This is a genomic window from Amycolatopsis sp. NPDC000009, from assembly GCF_055563465.1.
This window is the reverse complement of sequence record NZ_JBVHDI010000005.1, coordinates 69,807-82,247: the sequence shown is the minus strand read 5'-3', so window position 1 is coordinate 82,247 and position 12,441 is coordinate 69,807. Positions and strand designations below refer to the sequence as shown.

The following is a 12,441-nucleotide window of genomic DNA, read 5'->3' as shown; positions in this document are numbered from 1 at the left end:
GCACCTGATTCGGCTGCCCAGCTTCCCGCTGGCGGCGTCGCCGGTTCGCCCGAGTACAACCCGGTACGAGGACGAACCGGCACCACCGCCGGCGGAAACCTGGATCCACCGACTCATGCACCGCATTCCGGTGCGCGACACTAGGAGACACGCGATGGCGTTCGGCGAGGTCACGGTCATCCCGGTCAACGGGCACGGTCCCGAGGACGTCGTGGTCGACGACCAGGGGCGGATCTACACCGGCGTCGACGACGGGCGGATCCTGCGCGTCACGCCGGACGGCAGGCGGATCGACGTCCTCGGCGACACCGGTGGCCGTCCGCTGGGGCTGGAGTTCTACGGCGAAGACCTCCTGATCTGCGACGCCAAGGCCGGTCTGCTCACCATGCCGCTCGCGGGCGGCCCCGTCACCACGCTGGCGACTTCGGCGGTGGGGCTCGACTTCGTGTTCTGCAACAACGCCGCCGTCGCCTCCGACGGCACGGTGTACTTCACCGACTCGTCGCGTCGCTTCGGCATCGAGAAATGGCGAGACGACCTGATCGAGCAGACTGGCGGCGGACGGCTCCTGCGGCGCACGCCGGACGGCAAGATCGAGCAGCTCGCCGACGGTTTCCAGTTCGCCAACGGAGTCGCGTTGCCGCCCGACGAGTCCTATGTGGCCGTCGCCGAGACCGGTGCCTACCGGGTCTCGCGGGTGTGGCTCACGGGGGACAAGGCGGGCACGCGGGACTACCTCGTCGACGACCTGTGGGGCTATCCCGACAACATCTCGACCGGCAGCGACGGGCTGATCTGGATCACCGTGGCGAGCCCGAAGGTGCCCGCGCTTTCCTTGGTGCAGAAGCTTCCCGCGCCCTTGCGGGCCGGCGTCCGGGCGCTGCCGACCGCCCTGCAGCCCGCACCCGCGCGGGAATGCGGGGTGCGCGGCGTGACTCCGGAGGGGAAGCTGGTCCACGAACTGCGCGGGGAGATCGACGGGTTCCACGTGCTCGTCGGCGTCCGTGAACGGGCCGGGAGCCTCTACTTCGGCTCGCTGGAGGACAACGCGATCGCCGTCACCTCAGTCTAGGCAGAATTCGTTGCCTTCGGGGTCGTTCATCACGATGAACCCGAGGCTCAACGGTTCCTCGGGCTCGAAGCGCTTCACGCGCTTGGCGCCCAGGGCGACGAGCCGGTCGCATTCGGCTTCGAACGCCGCCATGCGTTCGTCCCCTTCAAGGCCGGGCGCGGCACGGATGTCGAGGTGGACGCGGTTCTTGGCGATCTTGTCCTCGGGGACCTGCTGGAAGAAGATCTTCGGCCCCACGCCGTCCGGGTCCACGAGGGCGGAGCGGGTATTGCGCTGATCTTCGGGCACGCCGACACGCTCGAGGAACTCGTCCCACGCGTCCAGCGGGTCGGTGCCTTCGGGTACGTCCACCCCGGGAGGGCCGGGGTGGACGTAGCCCAGGGCGTCGCGCCAGAAGATCGAGAGGGCTTTCGGGTCGAGGGCGTCGAAGCTGACCTGGAATTCGCGGCTCTTGCGGTTCATGGGACCACTCTGACATGCCTAGCGGACAGGATCGGTCCGCTATCTCTGGCACAGTGTCTGACATGGAGGACGAGCGCGGGACGACCGAGCGGGTGCTCACCCTGCTCGGCCTGCTGCAGCAGCGCGCGGTGTGGACCGGTCCGGAACTCGGTGAGCGGCTCGGCGTCACCCCGCGCACGATCCGGCGCGACGTCGAACGCCTGCGCGCGATCGGGTATCCGGTGCAGGCCAGCAACGGTGTCGGCGGCGGCTACCAGCTCGGGCCCGGCCACGACATGCCGCCGCTGCTGCTGGACGACGAGGAGGCGATCGCCACCGCGGTCTCACTGCTCGCCGGCGCGGGAAGCGGTGAGGCCGCACTGCGGGCGCTGACGAAACTCGACCGGGTGTTGCCGGCCAGGCTGCGCCACGAGGTGAGCGCGCTGTCCGGCTCGGTGGTCGCCTTCGACGGAAGCCGCGCGCCGATCGACCCAGAGGTGCTCATGACCCTGGCCCGCGCGTGCCGCGACGAGGTCGAGGCGGGCTTCGGGTATCCGTCCTCCTCGGGTTCCACGGTGCGGCGGGTCGAGCCGTATCGGCTGGTGGCGTCCGGGCGGCGCTGGTACCTGCTCGCCTACGACCTCGACCGCGATGACTGGCGCACCTTCCGCGTCGACAAGATGACCGAGGTTTCCGCGCGATCGTGGCGTTTCCGCCCGCGCCCGGCACCCGACGCGGCGGCGTACGTGCAGGAGAACATCGCCAGCCGGGTCTATCGGCACCAGGCGCGATTCCTGGTGCACGCGCCCGCTCCGGTCGTGCGTTCGCAGATCCCGGCGTCGGCGGCCGTGGTGCGGGAACGAGGCCGTTCGCGGTGCGAGGTGCTGAGCGGGGCCGGGGAACTCGACTTCCTGCTGATGCATGTGGTTTTGCTGGGGCACCCGTTCGAGGTGATCGAGCCGGTGGAGTTGGCGGAACGGTGCCGGGCGCTGGCTGAACGTTTGCTGGGCGCGGCTGGTGCTTCTTCCCCGCAATTAGCCGACTAATTGCGGGGGTCTCACTCGGGAAATCGGCTTGGTGTCTTGATGTTCTTTGGGATGGGTCACGATCGTTGCATTTAGTCGACCAACTGCGTGCTCGCCGAGGGTGGATCGCTTTGGCGGCCGGTCCGCCCTTCGCATTTAGTCGGCTAATTGCGGAGATTGCGCAGGGTGAAGCGGCGCTAGGGGCAGTTTCACTCTTCGGTGTTGTTCGTTCCGTTCGCTTGTCGCTTAAAATTAAGAACACGTGTTCGATGAATCTTGGTATTATGGAGACGTGTCCGAGACCTTTCTCCCTGAGTTGCCGCAGGAGTTGTGGCGTGCTGGCAAGCTGGAGCTTGCGCATGGTGTGCAGCAGTCTTTGCGGGTGATTCGGATGGCCACTGCCGGTTTGGGGCAGTTTTTGGCGGAGATCGAGAATCGGGGCCCCAAAGACTTGTACGGGTATGGCCGTACGGATAAGTGGTTCGCGGATATGGCGGGGCTATCGGTCGGGGAAGCACGCGCGGTGGTGAACCGTGCCCTCGCGTTGAACCCCACGCGAGCTTTGGATGGCACGGAGGTTCCGCCGGTCGCTCCCGCGACGGCCGCGGTCGCCGCTGAGGGACTGGTGGGGGATGAGCGGATCGATCAGATCCTGGAGATCTTGAAGAACCTTCCTGCCGACACCACGGCTGAGGATCGGGCGGAGGCGGACAGGATTCTCGCCGAGCTTGCCCCCGATGCCGGGCCGCGGCGACTCGCGAAGGCCGAGGCGAAGCTGCTGGGCTGGCTCGACCCCGACGGCAACGAATCGAAAGATCCCGAACCCAAGGAACCGCGCCGGGAAATCACCTTGGAGCGCCGCAAGGACGGCTTCTGGAAACTGACCGGCCTTTTGGACGATGAGACCGGTGCTCGGACGGCGGCGGCGTTGGAGGCTCATGCTCAGCCGCGCCCGGTGGACGAGTTCGGACAAGCCGATCTGCGGATGAAGTGCGAACGCATGGGCGACGCCTGGGTCGACCTGCTCGATCTGGCGATCGCCTGCCCGGATCAACCGGGCACCAACGGCTACCGCACCCTCGTCCATGTCACCATCGGGCTGGAGGAGCTGAAGTCGGGTCTCGGGACCGCGTGTCTCGACTTCGTGGGCACGATGACTGCTCGGGAAGCCCGTCTCGCCGCTTGCGACTGCCTGATGCTGCCGATCGTGATGAGCGCCTCGGGTGAACCGCTGGATATGGGACGGCTGCGACGGTTCGTCACCCCAGGCCAACGCCGCGCGTTGAACATCCGCGACGGAGGCTGCGCCTTCCCCGGCTGCCATCGGAAACCGAAGAACTGCCACGCCCATCACATCGTCCATTGGGCAGACGGCGGACCCACCGATCTCCGGAATCTCGTGCTGCTGTGCGGTTTCCATCACCGGCTGATTCATCACGGTGATTGGGCGGTACGGATGGCGGCCGACGGGCTACCGGAGTTCATCCCGCCTCAGTACCGGGATCCGCTTCGACAACCCCGGCGCAACACCCTGCACCACCGCTGAACCTCCGAGGAGCCCGTCGGCCACACCGGCGACGGGCCCCTCGCCATGCCCGCAGTCGGTGACCGTGTGGATTCGGGACATCTGACGTCCCAAAATCCACACAGTCCATGACCAGGACTTGCTCGCCGCCTCGTCGACGAAGGCATTCGTCTCCAGGTAGACACCGCTACAGAGGCTCCACGAGGCGGTGGCCTCGACATCCCTGACGAGGCCACACCGCCAAATTCCGGTGCTCCATGATCGCCTGATCCACCACGAGAAGCCCGCCGGGCACCCGAACGGTGGGCCCGCCCACGTCTCGCGAAGAAACCCACGCCGGAACCGATCCAGCGACCAGTCCGACAAAGCCCAGCACCTTGAACGTCAACGAAAAGAGCTCACCGACCGGTCCACTGAGGCGAACGCCCGGCCGTCCAGGCCGCATAGAACTCCCCATGGTCCTTCGCCGTCATCAGCAAAGCCTGCGTGATCGCTTCCAGCTCGATGGAGCTCCCCAGATCCATGTCGAGCTCGCGCGTCAGCAGCACCTTCGTCGTGCTGTACGCCAAGGCCGGCCCATCGGCCAAACGCCGCGCCAAAGCAGAGGCGGCGGCAGCCAAGTCGGAGTCGGGAACGACCTGAGAGGCCAGGCCGATCGCCTCCGCGCGAGCCGCGTCGATCTTGTCGCCCAGCATCAGCAGTTCCGTCGCGCGGCCCAGGCCGACCAGCCTCGGCAGCAGGTACGCCGAGCCCATGTCCGCGCCGGCCAGGCCGACCTTCGTGAACAGGAAGGCGAACTTCGCCGAGGAGGCCAGCAGCCGGAAGTCGCTCGCCAGCGCGATCACCGAACCCGCGCCCGCCGCGATGCCGTTCACCGCGGCGATCACCGGGATGGGGCACTCCCGCAGCGCCTTGACCACCGCGCCGGTCATCCGCGTGAACTCCAGCAGCTCGGCGGACTCCATCTTCTGCAACTCGCCGATGATCTCTTCGACATCGCCGCCGGAGCAGAAACCACGCCCCTGGCCGGTGATGACCAGCACCCGGACGTCGCCGCGGTGCGGCAGCTCGGCCAGCAGATCGCGGAGGTCGGCGTAGCTGTCGAAGGTGAGCGCGTTCAGTTTGCCGGGGCGGTTCAGGGTGACCGTGGCGACGCCGTCGTCCACGGTGAACTCGAAGTGCTCCCAGTCCGTCGTGATCGGCGGCGTGGCGCGGAACGGGCTCATGACTGGATCCCACCTCCATCGAGGACGAGTGTCTGTCCGTTGATCGCGGCGGCTTCGGGCGCCGCGAAGAAGGTCACCGCGTGGGCGACCTCGTCGGGTTCGAGCAGGCGGCCGAGCGGCGACGCGGCGGCGAGGGCAGCTTCCGCATCGGCCTCGTCGCGGCCGGTTCGTTCCTGGATCCGGGCGACCGAAGCGGCCGTCATGTCCGTGCGCACGAAGGCCGGGCAGACGGCGTTCGCGGTGACGCCGGTGCCCGCCAGTTCCGCGGCGGTGGCCCGCATCAGCCCGACGGCGGCGTGTTTCGACGCGGTGTACCCGGCCGTGTAGCGGTAGCCGATATGCGACGCGGTCGAGGCGACGGTGACGATCCGGCCGGTGTCACGCGACCGCATCCCGGGCAGGACCGCCCGTGTGCACAGGAAAGCACCGGTCGCGTTGACCTCGATCTGCGTGTGCCATTGCTCCAGCGACGTCTTCGCCAGCGGGGCGCTCGCCGAGATCCCGGCGTTGTTCACCAGCACGTCCACCGGGCCGAGATCGTCGAAATACCGCGCGACGGCTGCTTCGTCGGTGACGTCGCAGTCGGCCCGGCCGGGCGCGTGCACCTGGTCGCCGGCGGCCCGGAACCGCGCGGCGATGGCCGCGCCGATCCCGCGGGTCCCGCCGGTGACGACGACGATCCTGCTCACTCTGCCTCCACCCGGCGCAAGGCGCGCCGATCGAGTTTTCCGTTGGCGGTGCGGGGGAGTTCGGTCACGAACACCACCTCGCGCGGGTATTTGTGCTTCGCCAGATGGGCGCGCGCGTGGTCTTTCAGTTCCTCGGCCGTGGCGGAAGCGCCCTCCGCCAGGACGACGCACGCCCGCGGGACGACCAGGCCGTCGACCGTCACGCCCAGTACCGCGCAGTCGACGACCGCGGGATGGCCGATGAGACAGTCTTCGATCTCGCTCGGCGCGACGAACACCCCCGACACCTTCAGCAGGTCGTCCGCGCGGCCGTGGTGGTGGAAGTACCCGTCGGTGTCGCGGCTGAACAGGTCACTCGTGCGCAGGGTGTCGCCGTGGAACGTCCGCGCGGTCTTCTCCGGGTCGCCGTGGTACTCGCGGGCGATGGTCGGCCCGGACACCTCCAGGGTGCCGATCTCCCCATCCGGTAGGGGATCGCCGCTCTCGTCGAGAACGCGTGCGGTGTAGCCGGGTACCTCGCGGCCGAGGCTGCCGACCCGCTGCGCGCCGGGCACGTTGGAGAGATAGATGTGGTACGCCTCCGACGAGCCGATCCCGTCGATCACCGGGACCCCGAACACGTTGTCCCACTTGCGATGCAGCTCCGACGGCAGCGCCTCGCCCGCCGACGTCGCGAGCCGCAGCGAGCTCATGTCCACTCCTACCGCCGCCGGATGGGCGATCATCGCGCTCATCATGGTCGGCACGTTGACCAGGATCGTCGGCCGGTACCGTTCGATCAGGGAGAACAGCAGGTCGGCGGTACTGCGCTGCGGGAACACGATCCCGGACGCGCCGACGCCGAACGGGAACAACGCGGTCAGATCGCGCGCGTAGCCGAAGAACAGTTTCGGCACGGCCAGCACACGGTCGTCCTCGCGGAGGCCGAGCACGCCGAGCGCGTACCGGTCGAAGCTCTCCAGCGCGCTGCGCGCCGGATGCACGCAGGCCTTCGGGGAACCGGTGCTCCCGGTGGTGAACTTCCAGATCGCGACGTCGTCCAGTGTGGTCGGCGCGGCCTCCAGTTCGGCCGGCGCCGACGCGGCCAGCGAGTCGAACGAGTGCTCGCCCGGCTCCAGCGCGACGTCGCCGACGACCAGCAGGTTCCGCGCCCCGGCTTCCCGCAGCGCGGGCAACGTCGAGCCGTCCGCGATGACGACGACGGCCTCGGTGTACTCCAGGTAGTAGGCGTAATCCTTGGGCTGGAGGAAGGAATAGACCTCGGCGGTGACCGCGCCGATCTTCTGCGCCGCGTACCAGACGGCCACGAACTCGACGCCGTCGTTCAGCGCCAGCAGAACTCGCTGTCCACTTCGGACACCAAGGTCCCGCAGCACGTTCCCGGCCCGGTTCACCCGAGCCGCCAACTCCGCGTAGGTGACTTCCTCGTCGCCGCACAGCAACGCCGTCCGCTCGCCGGGGAGGCGATCGACGAAATGGGTCGCCAGATTGAAGGTCATACCAGTTCCCGGATCGCTTCGACCAGGATGTCGGTGAGCACCGAGAACGTCTTCTCGCCTTCTTCGGCGCTCGCCTGGGCGGGCGTGCCGCAGTAGGCCTCGGTCATCCCGGCCGAGGCGAAGTCGGTGATGGTGGTGCGCGCCAGGTCGACGTGGACCGGGGGAAGGTCGCGCTGGACGGCGGCGTCGACGAGGTCCGGCCGGTCGGCGAGCACCAGTGACGTCTCGTACTGCCCGGCGTGGCATTCGCCGGACCGGAACTCGTCGGTGAGCCGCTCGGCGTACCGGCGGCGGACCAGGTCGACGAAGGCGACGCCCGGCGTCTCGGCCACGCGCCGCAGCACCGCCAGATGCGCCGGTTCGAAATGATTGTTGACCAGCAGGATCCGGGTGAGTCCCTGTTCGGTGAGCGCCCCGCAGATCTCGGTCAACAGCGCGTACAGGGTCTCCTCGCCGATCGAGATGCCACCCGCGAACCCGCCGGCGAGCCGGGTCACCCCGTACGGCACCTCGGGCAGGATCAGCACCCGGACACCGGGATCACCCGCCAGCCGCGCGGCGGCGCGCTCGCACATCCCGCGGGAGATCAGGGGATCGGTGCCCAGCGGCGCGTGCGGTCCATGCGGCTCGACGGCGCCCACCGGCAGCAGCAGCACGGGAACGCGCTCGTCGGACGCGAGCGCGGCGACCTGAGGTGAGCTCAACTCCGCGAAGTACGTCACCCGAGTCAAGCTACACCGCAGCGGCCTGAGGTGTATAGAGTTGCTCGCATGCCCGAATCGGCCGCGCCCCACGGTGACCCAGGTCCCCAGGAACTGGTGATGACGCTGCTCGGCACCTACGTGTCGCCGCGCGAGAGCCGTCGTGTCTGGTCCGGCGGCCTGGTCGGCGTGCTCGCCGGGCTCGGCTTTTCGGACGGGGCCGCGCGGATCGCGCTGGCCAGGCTCGCCCGCCGCGACCTGCTCGCGAGGCACAAGGCGGGCAGGCTCGTCCACTACTCGCTGACCCGCCGCACGATCGCGCTCCTGGAGGACGGCGACCGCCGGATCTTCTCGCTCGGCAGGCGCGAACGCGAGGTCGGGGAGTGGACCGTGCTGTGGCAGAGCATCCCGGAGAGCCGCCGCCAGGCCAGGGAACGGCTGGTGCGGCGCCTGCGCTTCCTCGGTTTCGGCCCCGTCCAGGACGGCACCTGGATCGCCCCGCACGACCGGGAGGCCGAGGTGCTCGCGCTGCTGGCCGAACTGGACGTCTCCGAACACGCCGGGCTGATGCTCGGGAAACCGTCGGCGGGCCTCGACGTCCGGCGTTTCGCCGCGCGGGCTTGGAACCTCGATGGCCTCGCCGCGCGGTACGACGCGTTCGTCCGGGAGTTCGGCGGGTATCCGAAAGACCTGCCCGACGCCGAGGCGTTCCGGGTCCGGACCTGGCTGACGCACACGTTCCGCGCGTTCCCGTCACTCGATCCGGAGCTCCCGGTCGGGCTGGTACCCGCTCCGCCGAGCCGGGCGGCCGCGGTCGAGGTGTTCCACGATCTCTATCACGCGCTCGCCCCGGCGGCGCAACGCCATTTCGACGAGGTGACAGAAAAATGAACGACACTCAGGCCGCATTGAGTTACACATCCTACCTTTCGCTCGACGAATTGCTGGACGCACAGCATCCGCGGTCCGACGAGCACGACGAATTACTCTTCATCGTGATCCACCAAGTGTATGAACTTTGGTTCAAACAAGTTCTCCACGAGGCGCTTTACCTGCAGGAGCAACTCGAAGCGGGTAACACCGCTCACGCTGTCCGCACACTGAGGCGAATCCTGACTATCTTCAAGGTGGTGGTCGCGCAGATCGATGTGCTCGAGACGATGACTCCGAGCCAGTTCACCAGTTTCCGTGCGCGACTCGACGCTTCGAGCGGGTTCCAGTCGGCTCAGTTCCGTGTTCTGGAGGCCGTCCTCGGCCGCCGGGACGAGCGGGTGTTCGCGCATTACCCCGAAGGCGGTGACCAGCGTGCCCAGATCTCGGACGCGATGGCACGGCCGTCGCTCTTCGACTCCTTCGTCACCTACCTCGCGGTGAAGGGGTACGACGTCCCGACCGGGCGCGATGTCACCAAGCCACTCGAACCCTCTCCGGCGCTCCAAGAGATTCTGTTGCGGGTCTACCGCGACGACACCGGGCCGTCCGTCGTGGCGGAGCACCTGGTCGATCTGGACGAAGGGATGCAGGAGTGGCGGTATCGGCACGTGAAGATGGTCGAGCGGACCATTGGAGACAAGACCGGGACGGGAGGTTCGTCGGGAGCGCACTATCTGCGTACGACGCTTTTCTCCCCGATGTTCCCGGATCTCTGGGCTGTGCGGAGCAGGCTTTGACGAACCTCGGCGATCTCCGCCGCGACCCCAACGCGCTCGCGGCGCACTACACGGAATTCGGTGTGGCGGACCGGATGCTGTTCACCGGGCACTCGCACCAGGCCTGGCCGGACGTCGCGCGCGAAGGTCTCCTGGAAGCCTTCGCCGACGCTGCCGAGGAAGTCGACACCAAATGGGCGCGGGCCTTCGCCAAGGCGGACGAGATGCGGTCCGGGTTCCGGGCGCTGCTCGCCGACCCGCACGGCGACATCGCGCTCGGCGCCAGCACGCACGATCTGGTGATCCGGTTCCTCTCGGCGATGGACCTGCCGCGGCGTCCGCGGCTGGTCACCACCGACGGCGAGTTCCACACGCTTCGCCGTCAGCTGGGCAGGCTGGCCGAGGAAGGGGTCGAGGTCGTCCGCGTCCCCGCGGCGCCGGTCTCCACGCTGGCCGAACGCGTCGCGGCCGAGGTCACCGAAGACACCGCCGCCGTGCTCGTCTCGGCGGTGCTGTTCGAGACCGCCCGCCTCGTGCCGGGTCTCGCGCATCTCGCCGACGTCTGCCTTTCGAAGTCGGTGAACCTCGTCGTCGACGCCTACCACGCGCTCGGCGTCGTCCCGTTCTCGCTGCACGACCTCGGGCTCACCAACGCCTGGGTCCTCGGCGGCGGCTACAAGTACCTCCAGCTCGGCGAGGGCAACTGCTTCCTGCGGATGCCCGCGCACGCGCAGGAACTGCGGCCGGTCGTCACCGGCTGGTACGCCGAATTCGGCGCGCTCGCGGACGCGCGCCGGCCCGGTCAAATCGCCTACGCCTCCGGATCGGACCGGTTCGCCGGAGCGACCTACGACCCGACCAGCCACTACCGGGGCGCCCGCGTCTTCCGGTTCTTCGCCGAGCACGGGCTCACCCCCGAGTTCCTGCGGGAGGTCTCCCGGCACCAGGTGGGCCACCTCGCCGAGGGCTTCGACAAGCTGGGGCTGCCCGAGGACGTCATCACCCGTGACCGGGACACCCCGCTGGACCGGATCGGCGGATTCCTTTCGCTGAAGTGCGCCGACGCCGGAGCGCTGCAGGCCGCCCTCGACGAACGCGGCGTCCGGACCGACAGCCGCGGCGCGTACCTGAGGTTCGGGCCGGCGCCGTATCTGTCCGACCGGCAGCTCGATTCCGCGCTCGACGTCCTCAAAGAGGTCGTCGACGGCTGAGACCGTTCGCCCCGGCTTGGCGAACGGACCGGGGCGATCTAGGTTTGCGATGTGGCACCGTCGCCGCCGGACGACCTTCGTCGGGGACTGTGCCTTGTTGCAGGAACTTCGCACGTGAGCCACAAGCAGCGTGCACTCCAGGACAAGGAGTCACCACAGTGACCGAAGTGTTCGGCCAGGGAACCGGCCATGAACAGGTCGTCTTCTGCCAGGACCAGGCCACCGGCCTGAAGGCCATCATCGGGATCTACTCGACGGCGCTCGGGCCGTCGCTGGGCGGGACCCGCTTCTACCCCTACGAATCCGAGGACGCGGCCCTCGCGGACGTCCTCGCGCTGTCGAAGGGGATGGCCTACAAGAACGCGCTCGCCGGGCTCGACCTCGGCGGCGGCAAAGCCGTCATCATCGGCGACCCCCAGAAGCACAAGACCGAAGCGCTGCTTCGCGCCTTCGGCCGGTTCGTCCAGACGCTGGGCGGCCGGTACATCACCGCCTGCGACGTGGGCACCTACGTGCAGGACATGGACATCGTCGCCCGCGAATCGGAGTTCGTCACCGGCCGCTCGCCGGAGAACGGCGGCGCGGGCGACTCCTCGGTGCTCACCGCCTTCGGCACCTACCAGGGCATGCGCGCGTCCGCGGACGCCGTCTGGGGTGTCCCGGACCTCGCGGGCCGCAAGGTCGGCGTCGCCGGGGTCGGCAAGGTCGGGCACATCCTGGTCGGGCATCTGATCGAGGCGGGCGCGCAGGTGGTCATCACCGACGTCTCACCCGCGGCGATCGAACGCACCCGCGCGGCGTACCCCGGTGTCGAGGTCGTCGAAGACCTCGACACGCTGATCCGCACCGAGCTCGACGTCTTCGCGCCGTGCGCGCTGGGCGGGGTGCTGACCGACGAGACCGTCGGACTGCTGCGGTCCAAGATCGTCTGCGGCGCGGCGAACAACCAGCTCGCGCACCCGGGCATCGGCAAGCAGCTCGACGACCGCGACATCCTCTTCGCGCCGGACTACCTGGTCAACGCGGGTGGCGTGATCCAGGTCGACGACGAGCGGCACGGTTTCGACTTCGCGCGGGCCAAGCGCAAGACGACGGCCATCTTCGACACCACCAAGGCGGTCTTCGCGCTGGCCAAGGCCGACGGGGTGCCGCCGGCGACGGCGGCCGACCGGCTGGCCGAGCGCCGGATGGCCGAGGTCGGCGGACTGCGGTCGATCCTGACGGTGTAGCCGCTCCCTCCCCACGACGCCAGGAAAGGTCCCTTCCTTGCGAATTCCGCAAGGAAGGGACCTTTGCTGTGCCGCCTCCCGGAACGGTGCGGACCTGTGCGGCCGGGGGTTGCGAAAGCCACAATTACAAAAAAAAAACATACGAGAATTGCCATTACAACGCCAAGCACAAAA

The 12,441-nt window shown here is 68.4% G+C and carries 12 protein-coding genes; 7 read left to right on the top strand and 5 right to left on the bottom strand.

From position 1 onward, the window contains the following. Positions 1–154 precede the first annotated feature (154 nt). Complete coding sequence (locus ACZ3HL_RS16405; RefSeq protein ID WP_465531755.1) at positions 155–1,072, top strand: SMP-30/gluconolactonase/LRE family protein; 918 nt, start codon at positions 155–157, stop codon at positions 1,070–1,072. Here ACZ3HL_RS16405 and ACZ3HL_RS16400 read toward each other — a convergent pair. Beyond that, positions 1,064–1,534, bottom strand: a complete 471-nt coding sequence (locus ACZ3HL_RS16400) for a VOC family protein (protein ID WP_465421644.1) — start codon at positions 1,532–1,534, stop codon at positions 1,064–1,066. The genes ACZ3HL_RS16405 and ACZ3HL_RS16400 overlap by 9 nt on opposite strands. A 62-nt stretch (positions 1,535–1,596) precedes the next feature. Here ACZ3HL_RS16400 and ACZ3HL_RS16395 point away from each other — a divergent pair, with 62 nt between their 5' ends. Both ACZ3HL_RS16395 and ACZ3HL_RS16390 read left to right on the top strand, forming a co-directional pair. After that, entirely contained in the window at positions 1,597–2,559 is a 963-nt protein-coding gene (locus ACZ3HL_RS16395) for a helix-turn-helix transcriptional regulator (protein ID WP_465531753.1), read from the top strand. Between the two features lie 271 nt (positions 2,560–2,830). After that, positions 2,831–4,084 (top strand): HNH endonuclease signature motif containing protein, encoded by a 1,254-nt coding sequence (locus ACZ3HL_RS16390; protein WP_465531752.1) that lies wholly within the window; start codon positions 2,831–2,833, stop codon positions 4,082–4,084. A 377-nt stretch (positions 4,085–4,461) separates the two neighbouring features. Here ACZ3HL_RS16390 and ACZ3HL_RS16385 read toward each other — a convergent pair whose 3' ends face one another. From ACZ3HL_RS16385 to ACZ3HL_RS16370, 4 genes are read right to left on the bottom strand one after another with little or no spacing between them, the layout of a single operon-like run. Then, positions 4,462–5,289, bottom strand: coding sequence for an enoyl-CoA hydratase family protein (locus tag ACZ3HL_RS16385; RefSeq protein WP_465421648.1), 828 nt, complete (start codon positions 5,287–5,289; stop codon positions 4,462–4,464). Continuing rightward, positions 5,286–5,978 (bottom strand): SDR family NAD(P)-dependent oxidoreductase, encoded by a 693-nt coding sequence (locus tag ACZ3HL_RS16380; RefSeq protein WP_465531750.1) that lies wholly within the window; start codon positions 5,976–5,978, stop codon positions 5,286–5,288. The genes ACZ3HL_RS16385 and ACZ3HL_RS16380 overlap by 4 nt, the downstream gene beginning before the upstream one ends. Next, a complete protein-coding gene (locus tag ACZ3HL_RS16375) occupies positions 5,975–7,477 on the bottom strand; it encodes a benzoate-CoA ligase family protein (RefSeq protein WP_465531748.1) in 1,503 nt (500 codons plus the stop codon). Before ACZ3HL_RS16375 ends, ACZ3HL_RS16380 begins: the two co-directional genes overlap by 4 nt. Further along, complete coding sequence (locus ACZ3HL_RS16370) at positions 7,474–8,199, bottom strand: creatininase family protein (protein ID WP_465421654.1); 726 nt, start codon at positions 8,197–8,199, stop codon at positions 7,474–7,476. Before ACZ3HL_RS16370 ends, ACZ3HL_RS16375 begins: the two co-directional genes overlap by 4 nt. Before the next feature lie 48 nt (positions 8,200–8,247). Between ACZ3HL_RS16370 and ACZ3HL_RS16365 the strand changes: the two genes are divergently transcribed. From ACZ3HL_RS16365 to ACZ3HL_RS16350, 4 genes are all read left to right on the top strand, one after another. Beyond that, on the top strand, positions 8,248–9,069 hold the full coding sequence (locus ACZ3HL_RS16365) for a PaaX family transcriptional regulator (RefSeq protein WP_465531746.1): 822 nt from the start codon (positions 8,248–8,250) through the stop codon (positions 9,067–9,069). Continuing rightward, a complete protein-coding gene (locus ACZ3HL_RS16360; protein WP_465421658.1) occupies positions 9,066–9,848 on the top strand; it encodes a tryptophan 2,3-dioxygenase in 783 nt (260 codons plus the stop codon). The genes ACZ3HL_RS16365 and ACZ3HL_RS16360 overlap by 4 nt, the downstream gene beginning before the upstream one ends. Further along, positions 9,845–11,038 (top strand): kynureninase, encoded by a 1,194-nt coding sequence (locus ACZ3HL_RS16355; RefSeq protein ID WP_465531744.1) that lies wholly within the window; start codon positions 9,845–9,847, stop codon positions 11,036–11,038. The genes ACZ3HL_RS16360 and ACZ3HL_RS16355 overlap by 4 nt, the downstream gene beginning before the upstream one ends. Before the next feature lie 158 nt (positions 11,039–11,196). Continuing rightward, positions 11,197–12,267: a Glu/Leu/Phe/Val family dehydrogenase gene (locus tag ACZ3HL_RS16350; RefSeq protein ID WP_465531742.1), complete on the top strand. Its 1,071-nt coding sequence runs from the start codon at positions 11,197–11,199 to the stop codon at positions 12,265–12,267. The last annotated feature ends 174 nt before the right edge of the window (positions 12,268–12,441 follow it).

What these genes read in the sequence shown, in the direction of transcription:
- ACZ3HL_RS16400 (WP_465421644.1), bottom strand. Translation starts at nt 1,534, where the DNA reads ATGAACCGCAAGAGCCGCGAATTCCAGGTCAGCTTCGACGCCCTCGAC.
- ACZ3HL_RS16360 (WP_465421658.1), top strand. Translation starts at nt 9,066, where the DNA reads ATGAACGACACTCAGGCCGCATTGAGTTACACATCCTACCTTTCGCTC.
- ACZ3HL_RS16365 (WP_465531746.1), top strand. Translation starts at nt 8,248, where the DNA reads ATGCCCGAATCGGCCGCGCCCCACGGTGACCCAGGTCCCCAGGAACTG.
- ACZ3HL_RS16385 (WP_465421648.1), bottom strand. Translation starts at nt 5,289, where the DNA reads ATGAGCCCGTTCCGCGCCACGCCGCCGATCACGACGGACTGGGAGCAC.
- ACZ3HL_RS16395 (WP_465531753.1), top strand. Translation starts at nt 1,597, where the DNA reads ATGGAGGACGAGCGCGGGACGACCGAGCGGGTGCTCACCCTGCTCGGC.
- ACZ3HL_RS16375 (WP_465531748.1), bottom strand. Translation starts at nt 7,477, where the DNA reads ATGACCTTCAATCTGGCGACCCATTTCGTCGATCGCCTCCCCGGCGAG.
- ACZ3HL_RS16405 (WP_465531755.1), top strand. Translation starts at nt 155, where the DNA reads ATGGCGTTCGGCGAGGTCACGGTCATCCCGGTCAACGGGCACGGTCCC.